Source organism: Pedobacter sp. CG_S7 (assembly GCF_040544395.1).
In the GTDB taxonomy this organism is placed as follows: Bacteria; Bacteroidota; Bacteroidia; order Sphingobacteriales; family Sphingobacteriaceae; genus Pedobacter.
In genome coordinates, this window is the sequence record NZ_JBEONS010000006.1 from 104,033 (window position 1) to 117,857 (window position 13,825).

Sequence of the window (13,825 nt, forward strand, 5' to 3'; positions counted from 1 at the left end):
TTACTATTTATTTTGGTGGCGCAAGTTACGTAACAAACAGTATATTTCAAAGCAGCTAAACAATAAATATAAAGAAAAAAAGTTGAGAACAAATACGAGGCCACTTCCGGTACTTTTAAGGCTGTAAATCAGCACGAAAGCCATAGAAAAAAGCATTTTCAACGCTATTGACCCCATGATGGCCATTATTCCAGTTTCAGGACTACTTTTTGTACCCAAATAAACCATCAAATAGGCGATATAGGTGATGCCACCGAGGAAGCCAAACACAAGCCAGAACTTAGGGACTAGCATTGTCTTTTCGGGAAAAAGGAATGGTAAATAATAGGCAATAATACCTAAAACCAAACAATATAAAAAGTAACTCAATGTAAACTTGCTTAAACTCAAATCAGTATATTTTTTACAAAAGTATGAAAATAGCGTTTGTGAGTGCTGCTTATTTTTTATTCAATTGTTTAATAACCTGATATAAAGACAAAATTACGCCTAGCAGACTAAAGATTGCCGTAAAAATTGGCTTCTTATTTTGTTGATGTTGATCAATCTTATGCCCTATAAATGCAAATAAACCAATCGTAGCCAACATTTGGAAGCCCATACCGGAATATTTAACCATACTACTGGAAGTGTTCTCCTCTTTATTTGCATTAGGATCTTTCATACCGCTAACAAATTAATTAATTGAAATAATTTAAAATTAATTGCTGAATAAAATATTTTTGCTTACTTTTTATTGATATTGATTCAATCTATACATTTGAAACACTCTTTTATTCCTAGTTTAAAGATAACATTTATTTGCTTCAGCATTAGTTTGCTTTGCGCTTGTGCTACGCAAAAAGACACCTTTACTAGTAGGGGAATGCAAAACATTACCGCAAAATACAATTATTTATATAATGCTAATTTAATTTTAAAAAATTACGAAGAGACATCCAATGACAGTTACTCCACTAACTATCAACAGGTTTTACCTATTTACCTGACAACAGACACAGCGGTAGCACATACACAAGCGCTTGATAAAATTATTGAAAAGGCACGAACGGTCATCGCTGAAAAAAGTTATAATAAATATATGGCAGATTCTTACCTGCTTTTAGCGAAGGCTTATTTTTTTAAGGGCAATTACTTTTTGTCACTGGAGTATTACGACTATGTAGTACAAAATTATGCAGCTGATCTACCCATTTATCTAATGGGATTAGATGGAAGTGCACGGAGTTTAATGCAGTTACAAAATTTAGTTCACGCAAACCCTATTTTAGATACCCTGGAAGCAAAACTGCCTGAGGTAAAGAAAAATAAGGTAAACCCACTAGCTACTTTGGCACAAAGCAAAATTATAAAGGGAGAATTTGGTGCCGCAATTATATACCTGCAGGCGGCATTAAAGGAAGGCATTGGAAAAAACCAAAAAAACCGCTGGTATTATATTCTGGCTCAACTCTATGAGGCTGAAAAAAATTACTCAAAGTCACTTTACTATTATAAAAAAGTTGAAAAGAGTAATGCGCCTTTTGATTTGTATTTCAATGCGTTATTGAACAGGGTTAAATTGAATGGATCAGGAAAAGAAAATAAAAAAAGCATAGCGTCGAAACTTGAGGCCTTGATGAAAGAGGATAAAAATAGAGGCTTTCTGGATCAAATTTATAACCAACTGGCAATTATAACTGAAGAAAATGCAGGATATAGCCAGGCAGAAAAATATTACCAGCGTGCAATTAAGGAAAACATAAACAATCAGTACCAAAAAGGCTTTTCCTATCTGCAACTGGCCGAACTTTATTTTAAGCAATTCAAAAATTACCCGAAGGCGAAAGTTTATTTTGATAGTGCCTTAACCATCCTCCCTAAAAACTACCCGGATTATGAAATAATCCTAAAAAAAGGAAAAAACCTGGAATACTTGAGTAAACATTATGCCATAATTGCCCAACAAGAAGTGTTGCAAAAGCCTGCAAAACTTCCGGAAGTAACCGAAGAAACTATGCAGTTTTCTTTTGATCTTAAAAATCAGAGCAGCAATAATGTTACTTTTTATTTTAGCAATCCAACTGCACTTAGTCAGGGCTTTTCTGACTTTAAAAAACAATGGGGTAACAGAAAGTTAGCAGATAATTGGCGTCAAAGCATTCACAGTACAATTTCAACAAACACGTTTAATGACAATAGTTCCGGATTGCCATTAAATCCTGATGCAGAGCAGCAGCTTACAACTTTGCCCCTTACACCAGAATTACTGGCGGCCAGCGATGATATCATACTGGAAGCTTACCTTGAAATTGCCAGTTATTACCAGTATGATTTAAAAGATCAGGCCGAAGCGGCAAAAATATATCAATTGCTACAGGAAAAGTTTCCAGAGAACAAAAAGGTTGCAGCAATGCAAAAAAGTACTGACCCGGTGTTGTCTGCAAAAAGAGCCGAACAGGAATTTGACCTCCTGCGAAAATACAATTTGGCTTTTGATACTTATGAAAAAAGAAATTACAAGAAGGTCATCGAAGACGTAAACACCATTTTAATTGCTGGAACCGATAATGCTTTCGCTGCACAGTTTTCGTATTTGAAAGCCCTTGCTATTGGCAGAACTTATCCGATTGATAGTTTGATTGCTGCTTTCAAAAACAATCCCAGCCTTTTTGATCATGACCCGATAATTGGCCCATTAGTAAGAAGTCACCTTGCTTATATTCAACAGCACCTGGTACAGTTTAAAGCAAGAACAATTGCAATAGTTGATACGGACGCATCTGAACTTCCGTTTTTGGATCAGCATTTGCTGAATTCCAGTTTAAACCCATCCCTACCAAAAACACAACGAAAAGCCTTACCTTCGCCTATTGTTAAAAAAGAAGAGCAGTTAATTAACGTGGTAAAGAAAAATATAGTAGCCGGAAGTGTATTTAATAATACTCCCTCCAACAGCTATTATTTTGTAATTGCAGTAACCAATACAAGTACCACTTTAAGTTCATCGCGATTCGGCATAGGCCAGTTTAACCGCGGAAATTACGCTGATATTGGGTTAAAACATCGATTAATAGAATTTGACAATGATCAAATCATTTACGTCGGGAACTTTAGTAATTTTGAAAATGTAAAAATATATGCTGATGGAATTACACCACAACTTCAACAGATAATGAAGGTTCCAGCCAATAGCTATAACAGCTTCATCATCAGCAAAGAAAACTTTGAAAAAATAAACAACACAATCCTTTTAAACGAATATATAGAATTCTATAAAAATAATTTTTAAAAATGAGCAATCCCCTGTCGTCAGCAGATATTAAAAAATACAACTTTACCATTTGGAAGTTATTAATAACAGGTATCGTTCTGTTTGCCATATTCATTGTTTCTATCGGTTTTGGTGTTTTTGGCACCCTCCCTTCTTTCAGAGATATAGAGCATCCAAAAAGTAACCAGGCCACAGAAATTGTTGCCGAAGGTGGTAAAGTAATGGGTACTTATTTTGTACAGAACCGCTCTAATGTAACTTATCCCGAAATATCTCCTTTTGTGATCAATGCCCTAATTTCTACCGAAGACACTCGTTTTAAGGAACACTCTGGCATTGACTTTAAACGTACTTTCACCATTATTTTTTATAACCTGATCGGTAAAAAACAAGGAGCGAGTACCATTACCCAACAGTTGGCATTGAATCTATTTTCGGAAGAGGGAAGACAAAAAAACTTCTTTAAGCGATTAATGCAAAAGTTTCAAGAATGGGTAATTGCAGTGAAACTAGAAAGAAACTATACGAAAGAAGAAATCATTACGATGTATCTGAATACGGTTGATTTTGGCAACCAGGCTTATGGTATAAAGTCGGCCGCCAGAGTTTATTTTAACACCACTCCCGATCAATTAAGCGTTACCGAAGCTGCTACTTTAGTGGGCCTGCAAAAAGGCATTACCCGTTATTCTCCAACCAGAAATCCTGACCGTTCTTTAACTCGCCGAAATACAGTAATGGCGATGATGGTAAGAGCCAATAACCTCACTGCGGAACAATTTGATATTGAAAAACAAAAACCGCTTGGCCTTGAATTCAATGCTGCCAATGTGAGTGATGGCATTGCCCCTTATTTCAGGTCTGTGTTGAAAAATGAAGTCAGGAAAGTTTTTGAAGAACGCTCTATTCTTAAGGCAGATGGCACACCATACGACCTTGACCGGGACGGTTTAAGAATTATTACGACCATCAATTATGACATGCAGGTTTATGCAGAGGAAGCACAAAAGGAATATATGAAACTGCTGCAGGCACAATTTACAAAAAGTTGGAAGGGCAGAAACCCTTATAAAGGTAAAGAACTGCAAATTGAACAAGGTATCAAAAGATCTGACCGTTACAAGGCCTTAAAACTGGAAGGAAAATCAGTTGAAGAAATTAAAAAGGATTTCAACACTCCTACCGAGCTAAGTATATTTACCTGGAAAGGAAATATTGATACCTTAATGAAGCCTATAGATTCCGTAAAATACTATAAAATGCTGTTGCGCAACGCGATGATGGTTATGGATCCTCAAACAGGATACATTAAGGCATGGGTTGGCGGCATTAATTACGAACATTTTAAATATGATCAGGTAAAAATGGGTACACGCCAGGTGGGTTCCACGGCAAAACCTTTTACCTATGCTGTAGCTATCGACAATGGTTATTCGCCTTGCTATACCGTGATGAATGAGCCTGTGAGTATTGATGTTCCTGGTGGACAGCCATGGGTGCCGCGTTCTTCTGGTACAATTCCTGGGCCTATTACTTTACAAAAAGCTTTGGCCAATTCGCAGAATTACATTACCGCTTATTTGATGAAGCAGGTTGGCCCAACGGCAGTGTCAACGCTTGCCCAAAAAATGGGGATAACTTCTGATGTCCCTGCCTATCCTTCTATTGCATTGGGTTCTTTTAATGCCTCCATCTATGATATGGTAGGTGCTTATAGTGTTTTTGCTAACAAAGGGGTATGGACAGAACCTACTTACATTCTGCGTATTGAGGATAAAAATGGCATTGTATTGTACGACAAACGGCCAAGCGTGCATCCGGCTTTAAATGAAGAAGTAGCCTACGTAATGACCCGCATGTTAAGAGGGGTGGTACAAAATGGTACAGGTTCCAGGTTAAGTTATAAATATGGTATCAAAACCCCAATTGGTGGGAAAACAGGAACAACTCAGAATAATTCGGATGGTTGGTTTATGGCTATCACACCACAATTGGTAGCTGGTGTTTGGACGGGCTGTGAAGACCGTGCCTTCCATTTCATTAGCACCCGTGAGGGTGAAGGTGCCAATACTGCCTTGCCTATTTTTGCAGGCTTTATGAAACGTGTATATGCCAATCCTAAGTTAAAAATTGGTAAAGAAGATTTTGCAGCGCCTAAAAATGGGACTTCCATCGTTTATGATTGCAATCAATACCAGCTGCAGGATTCAACTAAAACTACGCAAGAAGATAAATTAGGCTTTTAATTTTTAGATCCTTATCCCCCCTTCCAATGAGTGCTTTCGACCATAAAACGGCTCTTGCCGATATTCCGCACCGGCCTGGTGTTTACCAGTTCCGGGATGTTGAAGGCATCCTAATTTATATCGGTAAAGCCAAAGACCTGCGTAACCGTGTAGGCTCCTATTTTAATCAGGATAACCAGATGAATGGTAAAACCAAGGTCTTGGTTTCTAAAATCAGGAACATTACTTTTACCATCGTTGACACTGAAATTGATGCATGGCTGTTGGAAAACAGCCTGATTAAAAAACACCAGCCAAGGTATAACATCATGTTGAAAGATGACAAGACCTACCCTTGGATCATCATCAAAAAAGAACCTTTTCCAAGGGTGTACTGGACCAGAAACCGGGTAAAAGATGGCTCGACTTATTTTGGCCCTTATGCTTCTGTTGGCATGATGCATACCATTCTGGACCTGATAAAAGAAACTTATCCTTTGCGCACTTGTACGCTCCCCTTAACACCTGCAAATATTGATGCCGGTAAGTTTAAAGTTTGCCTGGAATACCAAATTGGTAATTGTAAAGGACCTTGTCAGGCTTACCAAAAGGAAGATGACTACAACAAAAACATAGAAGAGATCAAGGAAATTCTAGGTGGAAAAATTGGGAATGTAATCAAAGACTTGAAGCAGATCATCAAAAATGCAGTTGTGGAACTTAATTTTGAATTGGCACATCATTTTCAGCTCAAACTGCTGGTACTGGAGAAATACCAAAGTAAATCTACCGTAGTAAATAGTTCCATTACCAATATTGATGTGGTGAGCATTGCTTCTGATGAACGATATGCCTTTGTAAATTACCTCAAGATTATAAATGGTAGTATTATACAAGCGCAAACTATTGAGATCAAAAAGCGACTTGATGAAACGGATGAAGAACTATTAACACTGGCTATCACAGAATTCCGGACAAAATTCGAAAGTACTTCCAAAGAAATCATAGTTCCTTTTGAGATTACCGTATCTGATCCTGAGCTGAGGTTTACAGTACCTAAGGTTGGGGAGAAAAAAAGCCTGCTGGAGCTTTCCCAAAAAAACGTGATTTATTTTAAGAAAGAAAAGCTGAACCAATATGAGAAGCTCAATCCAGATTTAAGGTCTGACCGTATTCTAACGCAAATGCAGAAGGATTTAAGGCTAACCAGGCTTCCACAGCATATAGAATGTTTTGACAACTCCAATTTTCAGGGGGCATACCCTGTGTCAGCAATAGTTGTTTTTAAGGATGCCAAGCCTTCTAAAAAAGATTACAGACACTTTAATGTTAAAACCGTAGAAGGCCCGAATGATTTCGCCACAATGGAGGAAGCAGTTTTTAGGCGATACAAGCGGATGCTAGACGAAGAGCAGCCATTGCCTCAACTGATCATCATTGACGGTGGTAAAGGACAGTTGTCTTCCGCTATGGCGAGTCTAAAGAAGTTAGGGATAGAAAAACAGGTGACAATAATTGGAATAGCTAAAAGACTGGAAGAACTTTACTATCCGGGGGATAGTTTTCCTTTGTACCTGGATAAGAAATCAGAGACTTTAAAAGTTATTCAGCAACTGCGTGATGAGGCCCATCGTTTTGGAATTACTTTTCACAGGAAGAAAAGAGATCAAGGCACGCTTAAAACTGAGTTGGAAAGTATTGCAGGGATTGGAAAAACAACGGCGGACAAACTCTTGCGCCACTTTAAATCTGTAAAGCGGATTAAAGAGGCACAAGAGCAGGAATTGGCTGAAGTATTAAATAAAACGCAGGTTAAAACACTTTTGGAATACTTTAATAAGTAAGTAATCCATTAGTATTTCCACATCCGCTTTTGAAATTTGTCCAAAGACTTTTCTATCCTTTCAGATTCTGCAATCAACTTTGGATCTTTAGGATCAGTTGCACCCAGAATCTCCATGATTGTTTTATTTCCTGGATTGGTCTCTTTAACAATAATACTGGAAAATAAACGCCTGGTAAAAAAATCATCGTAAGTCATAACCGAAGCGTCATTACGTGGGTTCAACAACCTTTTCTTGCTGAGTATTTCCCTGGCTTCATCAAAATAGATCCAAAATACAGGCTGCCAGTTTCCTTCAACCATTTTCATTGGAGCAATTCCAACAATTCGTGGTTCAAATACGGCACGCTTGATATCCAAAATCCAGTCTTCTTTGATCCTGTATTTAGAGAAATCATCTGGCCTTAACCTTTTGAGTGTTGGCTTTGCGAGTTTGCCTGTAATTTGATCTTGCGAGCCTTCGGTGTATCCTCTAGCATTTTGCAAGGCTTCTTGAGCGGTCAAAGCAATTTTAAAGGAATCATTATCTTCTAAAACTCTCCCAGCTATAGTATCTTTTGAAGAATATGCGGTAAGTTCCTCATCCTGAATAGCAGTAAGAAATATTTCAATCAATTTATACTGATCATTATTTAAAACACTATTCACAGAATCTGTTAAATCCATTTCCCGCCAGATACGTTTAGAATAATAAACATCTTCTTCCCGAACAGCTGCATATGGTACAACAGTATTGCTATCTACATCTATACGTGCAGAAAAGCCATCTTTTGGTGGTGTTTTAGTTTTTTTAATTACCAATGGGGCAGCTGTATTTGCTGTGGTTTTTGTTGACTGCGCAAAAGAAATTGATCCTAATGTCAACAAACCGAGTGTATACAAAACCTTATTCATCATAGCTATCTTGTTATAAATGTTATATTATCAAGCACCTTTTGTCTACCATCAGGGCCTTCACAAACAATATCTTTAAAAATCACTGTAGCCCCCGGCTTAATAGAACTCAAGGCACCTTTAATTTGGCCATTGAAGCCCGAGCCACTACAGGATATACTTACCGCATCTGAACGTGGATTTATAAATGTGGCAGAAAATCGGAGCACTTTATATTTAACATCAAAAACGAAATCTTCCAGGAGTGTTTCCATTTGGCTGGCAGACTCCAACCATTCAACTTCTACACTACCACCAGATTTACCACGAACCATTGCTTTTGGGGTAGGTAATGCTTTTACCCTAAACCTTTGCGATCCAAGAGTAACGGTCTTACCAGCATTATTAGCTGTAACATTAATACTCACTTCTTTGCCAATCTGGGCACCACCTACGTTGACAATATATTTACCATTAGCACCACTCATACTACCACCACTGATACTTGCCTTGACACTCTCTAATGGAAAGCCGGCAGCAGAAACGGAAAAAGGATTAGCTATACCAGCATAAATGACATTCATTTTATCTGGAGAAACCGTTGCTGAAGGCTTTGCAACCTGATAAGTTTGTTCCGGTGTTCTGTATTCTTTAATTTTTCCGTCTGTTTGTTTGACCCTTATAATACCTGCCCATTTGAACACACCAACACTTGAAGTGCCACCAGAGTAACTTCCTTTACCATCTTTTATGGCTAGGTTATTACCATTTACCCTGATTTCCGGACTAGACTTAGAGTCACTTGCCGTTAAAAATACTTCGGCCTTGTACGGCTGTCCCTGGATAACATAAGAAGTTGGTGCTACAGCAACCGCAGCAAACTGATCTAAATTAACGAGCGACTTATCCATGTTACCAAATAATTTTTTAACCACTTCAGCTTCTGCATTTTTAGTGTCAGCTTGAATTTTCGTCAATATGGTATTGGCTGCCGTTAGAGGAGTGCCTTCACCAAAATTAATATCTGACCATTCTCTTTTACCATTAACATGTTTTGTAGCATCCTTAGCCTCCAGGGTAAATGTTACAGCTTTACGATCTTCAGGATTTAATAAGCCGATTAGCTTTTCACGAGTTTCATTGATTTTAGCCTGTAACTTTTGCCCTTCTTTTTTATTGATCATGATGTCCTGGGCAATATCTTGATTAGCCCTTTCTACCAGATCACCAGTCTCTGGATCAATGCCATTACCCTCTTTTTCAAATTGTTGCTTCAAACTTTCAATTGCACTATTGAGTTCCTCAGCATAAGCTTTAGCCTTATTTGCTTTTTCCCAAATCGGCTGCGCCCTTTCAGGCTCATCTTTTAATTTCGTGTTTTGAAAGGCAGAGAATAACTGTTCAACACTTGTATTAACGTTTGATTTAGACGCTTCCAGACTGTCATTAATATTTTTGAAGGCGTTTAATATTGTATCAGACACATTCAAGGCAAGCATGGCTAACAATACCAAATACATGACATTGATCATCTTCTGCCTTGTGGTCTCTTTTGCTCCTGCCATTATCGCTCAGTTAATTGATTAAACACGTGGTTGATTCATCGCAGTCAGCATATTACCATAAATAGCATTCAGAGAAGAAAGGTTTTTTGCCAATTTACCCACTTCATCCTTGAACTGTTTAGAATCTTCCATCGATTCGTTAAAATTGTTCATGGTTAATGAAAGGTTCTGGTAGAATTTATTCATGGACTTTAGGTGAGCCGTAGAGTCTTGAAGTTCCAATTCATAGACTGCATTTAAAGCAGAAAGATTTTTAGCCAGCGTATTAACCTGTTCATGGTAAGCTTTAGCGTCACCAGTATTTTGTCCCATTTCTACCAATTGTGCTGTTGCCTTCCCAAAAGCCTGATTTAAATGATCAAAACCAGCTGTAGCAGTTTTAATTTTTTGTGTAAACTCATTACTTGCCTCCGCGGCATCAGCTACTCGTGAAATAGACGCTACTTTATCGCCAAATGTTCTTAGTCCAGCACCCAGGCTTTCTATCAATTCAGGCCCTATTTTAGCATCAGACATCATTTTATCCAAAGCAGCAGTATGGGAAAAAGAGGGTTGATTTACAACCACAGAACGCGAAGCAGCAACAGGTAATTCACCTGTAAAATCTTCACTTAATTCTGGATAAACTTTTTTCCATTCCGGGTCGGGTTTTGGCGGAAAAAATCCTGTTACAAAAAATAAAATCGCTTCAATTCCGAGGCCAAATCCTATAATATAATTTCCCCATATTCCTCCGAGGTGGAGAATTTTAAAAAGCACGCCAATAATTACAATACTGGCACCCCAGGAAATTGCTTTGTGTAACCAATCAGTTTTAACTTGTTCTGCCATCTTAAGTTTAAATTAAAAATTATTTAATATTAGTGCCGGGATATGATGCAACACATCGGAATCCAATGTAAGATCTTGGTTGATCTTGGAATTCATAAGTAGATACTGAATTTTGTAAAAAGTAAGCGATGTCCTTCCAAGAACCTCCCTTAACTACTTTACGCTTCAAATACTTACTGTCAGTTGGTTTTGCAGCATAAGTGAAATTTGGATTAAAGTCATTCAACAAGCCAACTGATGAAGGATTATAAGCGGTGGCGGTCCATTCGGATACGTTTCCAGACATATTATAGAGCCCAAAATTATTTGGTGAATAAGACCTAACGTTTACTGGAAATAAACCGTAGTCAGGGGTATAAATACCCGCATCATTTTTAAAGTTGGCTAATAAATGGCCTTTATCGCCATTAAGAAGATCGCCATCCCAAGGATATTTTGCATCTTGTTCGCCTGCTTTTGCTGCATATTCAAATTCGGCTACAGTAGGTAACCTGAATTCAAGTTTTGGTTGTTTTCTAGAACCTCGGTTACCAGCATACTTTCTAGTAAGCCACATACAATAGGCATTAGCCTGTTCCCAGGTTACTCCTACAACAGGAAAATCATTAAATGCTGGATTATTGAAGTAATCTTTAACCATTGGATCATTTTCAGAATAACCATAATCAACCTTCCAGGCTAAAGTATCTGGATAAACTTTGATTGAAGGAAATTCATTGGCTTTAGAAGGATCTGGATTATCTACATAACTTTGAATAAAGTCTCTACGGTTTTTATTTGGGTCATTTCTTCCAGCAGCGGCAAGATCCATATTAATAAAGATAAAAGAATACCTTATTTTACGAATATCAATTTCTTTTTTACCAAGCAAAGCATCATCACCTGTATAATACATATTAGCAAGTTTATCTGCGTAACCTTTGCTCCCATTACGCCAGAGCAGCTTTCTATTTTTCCAGTTAATTTGTCGCTGGGAAGTTAAAGTTGCGCCACCTTTTGTTGTTGAAACGGGCTTAAACAGATTAGGGGCTACAGTTGGCCCAAGCATTGTAATGGCAACAGAATCTCTTACCCAATGAACAAATTCACGGTACTGCTCATTAGAAATCTCCGTTCGATCCATAAAAAAAGCACTGATCGACACCATTCGTCCAGGAGCTCTAAGCGTGTCCATGATCTCAACAGGAAGACCAATAAAGGTTTGACCAGCAGGTATTGAAGCCATATCTCTATTGTGAGGAGAATAAACCTTATTTTTCTTAACCCTTACCCATCTTGACTGTGCATGGCTAACTGTTATAATACTGGATAGGAATATAGCGGTAGCTATGAATCCCCGAAGGTAACTTTTTCTCATATAAACTATAGCAATTATAAGCAATTTTATAAATAAACAATGACAAAAACAAAGTCTATTGACAATTAATTAGGAGAGAGTTAATTGTATATAATTTTTACTTATTTGATTTTTTAATATAATTATCAATTGCCATTATCATAGAGGGGGCTTCAGGGCTTGGTGCTGCAATATCTACAATTAAACCCGCATCTGTTACAGCTTTATGGGTATTTACACCAAAAGCTGCAATTCTTGTTTGGTTTTGTGCAAAGTTTGGAAAATTAACGAACAAGGACTGTATGCTGGATGGACTAAAAAAAGCAATCACATCATAAAAAACCTCTGCAAGATCTGAAAGATCACTCACAACAGTTTTAAATAAAACCGCCGGGGTAAAATCATACCCGTTTTTTTGAAGAAACTTCAAGGTATCTTCAGTAGCCATGTCAGAACATGGGTAAAGAAATTTCTCAGTAGCATGTTTCTTCAACACCTCTGCAAGATCAGCTGCGGTTTGCTTTCCAAAAAATATTTTCCTTTTACGGTACTGAATATATTTTTGGAGATACAAAGCTGTAGATTCAGATATACAAAAGTACTTCAAATCTGAAGGCACATCATACCTCATTTCCTCACATATCCTAAAAAAATGATCTGCAGAATTCCTACTTGTAAAAACTACTGCCGTAAAGTCACCAAGGTTAATTTTATCTTTTCTAAAATCCCTGGCTGGAATACCTTCAACATGAATAAATGATCTGAAATCAATTTTTAAATTGAATTTTTTTGCCAAATCAAAATAAGGCGACTTCTCTGTTTCAGGCTTTGGTAAAGTAATCAAAATACTTTTAACCTTGCGTAACCGATCTTCTTTGTTTTCCTGCATTATCTTATTAAGCGTTATAAACCTACTGCCTTGATTAGTATTAAAATAGGACAGATTTCGAGGGCACAAAAGTACAAAAATAAATAGACCTTTGAAAACCGATAGTGAGATAAAACATTTACACCTGCCCTAAAAAATTGAAAAGTAAATATTAACCCTACCATGATTAACGATATTATAATATAATTCAACCCATATCTTAGTGAGGATAAGGCAAATGCCACTACTAAAGGAATGAACAATAAGGATAAATTAAAATAACTTAAATATAATATGATGATATATTCGTGAACAGCCTTTTGTATATTAAATAAATGCCCTAAAAATTTCAAAAGGATAATCTTACAAGTGTAAAGAATAATAATCATGACAGATATTGTCAGAAAAAAATTAAACCCACCTGCCCCATAAGACACGTGGTAATATTGAGTAACCAGGTAAAAGAACATACCTAATGTAAATCCAAACTGTATAAACAAAAGTAAAAAAGGCCAGGAAGTAAATAGATTATCCTCCTTATACAAATTATTTAAAACTCGGTTACTAAAAAAAGCCTGCACAATACTGTAAAGTGGTCTGGAAAAGTACCTTTTCAAAACAGCAAAAACCAAAAGTAAAAAAGCGATGAAACTTATGATCCATACTTCACCTTTTGGCAAAGGCTTACCCTCTTTATATAAGCTTTCTTTTTCTCCTTTATCATGTATTGTAAACCACGGACTTTTGTCCGATTTACTATAAACATTAGCCTTTAAAATACTGTCCATCAAAATAGTCGAGCTCAGCAAAGAGTCTGGCAATATCCAGGTATGGCTTATAATTGAATCAGTTACAAACTTTTGACGAGCATAAAATGCGGAATCTTTCGTTACCCGATTGGGTATAACTTTCTTGAATTCTTTAACAATACTATCGGATTGCAAAGGCACAGGAGTAACTTGTGCCTGCAAATTCCAGGTACAAGTTCCTATAAAACACCATAAAAGTAAAATGAAGGTCTTCAACGCTGC

Annotated in this window: 11 protein-coding genes; 3 read left to right on the top strand and 8 right to left on the bottom strand. The window is 37.1% G+C overall.

Going from position 1 to position 13,825, the window contains the following annotated elements:
* Positions 1-3: 3 nt before the first annotated feature.
* Together AAKU52_RS05720 and AAKU52_RS05725 are read right to left on the bottom strand one after the other, a co-directional pair.
* Positions 4-369, bottom strand: a complete 366-nt coding sequence (locus tag AAKU52_RS05720) for a hypothetical protein (RefSeq protein WP_354331168.1) — start codon at positions 367-369, stop codon at positions 4-6.
* Between the two features lie 70 nt (positions 370-439).
* A complete protein-coding gene (locus AAKU52_RS05725; RefSeq protein ID WP_354331170.1) occupies positions 440-664 on the bottom strand; it encodes an AtpZ/AtpI family protein in 225 nt (74 codons plus the stop codon).
* Positions 665-817: 153 nt separating this feature from the next.
* On the opposite strand from AAKU52_RS05725, the gene porW reads away from it, so the two are divergent.
* The 3 genes from porW to uvrC are packed head-to-tail and all read left to right on the top strand — an operon-like array spanning position 818 to position 7,322.
* Positions 818-3,271, top strand: a complete 2,454-nt coding sequence (porW, locus tag AAKU52_RS05730; RefSeq protein WP_502931019.1) for a type IX secretion system periplasmic lipoprotein PorW/SprE — start codon at positions 818-820, stop codon at positions 3,269-3,271.
* Between the two features lie 2 nt (positions 3,272-3,273).
* The gene (locus tag AAKU52_RS05735; RefSeq protein ID WP_354331174.1) at positions 3,274-5,499 is read left to right on the top strand and encodes a transglycosylase domain-containing protein; all 2,226 of its coding nucleotides are present in this window, start codon (positions 3,274-3,276) and stop codon (positions 5,497-5,499) included.
* 26 nt (positions 5,500-5,525) lie between these two features.
* Positions 5,526-7,322: an excinuclease ABC subunit UvrC gene (gene uvrC, locus AAKU52_RS05740; RefSeq protein ID WP_354331176.1), complete on the top strand. Its 1,797-nt coding sequence runs from the start codon at positions 5,526-5,528 to the stop codon at positions 7,320-7,322.
* A gap of 8 nt (positions 7,323-7,330) precedes the next feature.
* Here the strand turns inward: uvrC and porN are convergent, their stop codons facing one another.
* From porN to AAKU52_RS05770, 6 genes are all read right to left on the bottom strand, one after another.
* A complete protein-coding gene (gene porN / locus AAKU52_RS05745; protein WP_354331178.1) occupies positions 7,331-8,218 on the bottom strand; it encodes a type IX secretion system ring subunit PorN/GldN in 888 nt (295 codons plus the stop codon).
* Between the two features lie 2 nt (positions 8,219-8,220).
* Positions 8,221-9,759, bottom strand: a complete 1,539-nt coding sequence (porM, locus tag AAKU52_RS05750; protein WP_354331180.1) for a type IX secretion system motor protein PorM/GldM — start codon at positions 9,757-9,759, stop codon at positions 8,221-8,223.
* Between the two features lie 18 nt (positions 9,760-9,777).
* The gene (porL, locus tag AAKU52_RS05755; RefSeq protein WP_354331182.1) at positions 9,778-10,590 is read right to left on the bottom strand and encodes a type IX secretion system motor protein PorL/GldL; all 813 of its coding nucleotides are present in this window, start codon (positions 10,588-10,590) and stop codon (positions 9,778-9,780) included.
* Between the two features lie 19 nt (positions 10,591-10,609).
* On the bottom strand, positions 10,610-11,947 hold the full coding sequence (gene porK / locus AAKU52_RS05760) for a T9SS ring complex lipoprotein PorK/GldK (RefSeq protein ID WP_354331184.1): 1,338 nt from the start codon (positions 11,945-11,947) through the stop codon (positions 10,610-10,612).
* Positions 11,948-12,044: 97 nt separating this feature from the next.
* The gene (locus AAKU52_RS05765) at positions 12,045-12,815 is read right to left on the bottom strand and encodes a uroporphyrinogen-III synthase (RefSeq protein ID WP_354331187.1); all 771 of its coding nucleotides are present in this window, start codon (positions 12,813-12,815) and stop codon (positions 12,045-12,047) included.
* 14 nt (positions 12,816-12,829) lie between these two features.
* Positions 12,830-13,819, bottom strand: coding sequence for a DUF4271 domain-containing protein (locus AAKU52_RS05770; protein WP_354331189.1), 990 nt, complete (start codon positions 13,817-13,819; stop codon positions 12,830-12,832).
* Positions 13,820-13,825: the final 6 nt, after the last annotated feature.

What these genes read in the sequence shown, in the direction of transcription:
- AAKU52_RS05725 (WP_354331170.1), bottom strand. Translation starts at nt 664, where the DNA reads ATGAAAGATCCTAATGCAAATAAAGAGGAGAACACTTCCAGTAGTATG.
- AAKU52_RS05735 (WP_354331174.1), top strand. Translation starts at nt 3,274, where the DNA reads ATGAGCAATCCCCTGTCGTCAGCAGATATTAAAAAATACAACTTTACC.
- uvrC (WP_354331176.1), top strand. Translation starts at nt 5,526, where the DNA reads ATGAGTGCTTTCGACCATAAAACGGCTCTTGCCGATATTCCGCACCGG.
- porN (WP_354331178.1), bottom strand. Translation starts at nt 8,218, where the DNA reads ATGATGAATAAGGTTTTGTATACACTCGGTTTGTTGACATTAGGATCA.
- porM (WP_354331180.1), bottom strand. Translation starts at nt 9,759, where the DNA reads ATGGCAGGAGCAAAAGAGACCACAAGGCAGAAGATGATCAATGTCATG.
- porL (WP_354331182.1), bottom strand. Translation starts at nt 10,590, where the DNA reads ATGGCAGAACAAGTTAAAACTGATTGGTTACACAAAGCAATTTCCTGG.
- porK (WP_354331184.1), bottom strand. Translation starts at nt 11,947, where the DNA reads ATGAGAAAAAGTTACCTTCGGGGATTCATAGCTACCGCTATATTCCTA.
- AAKU52_RS05765 (WP_354331187.1), bottom strand. Translation starts at nt 12,815, where the DNA reads ATGCAGGAAAACAAAGAAGATCGGTTACGCAAGGTTAAAAGTATTTTG.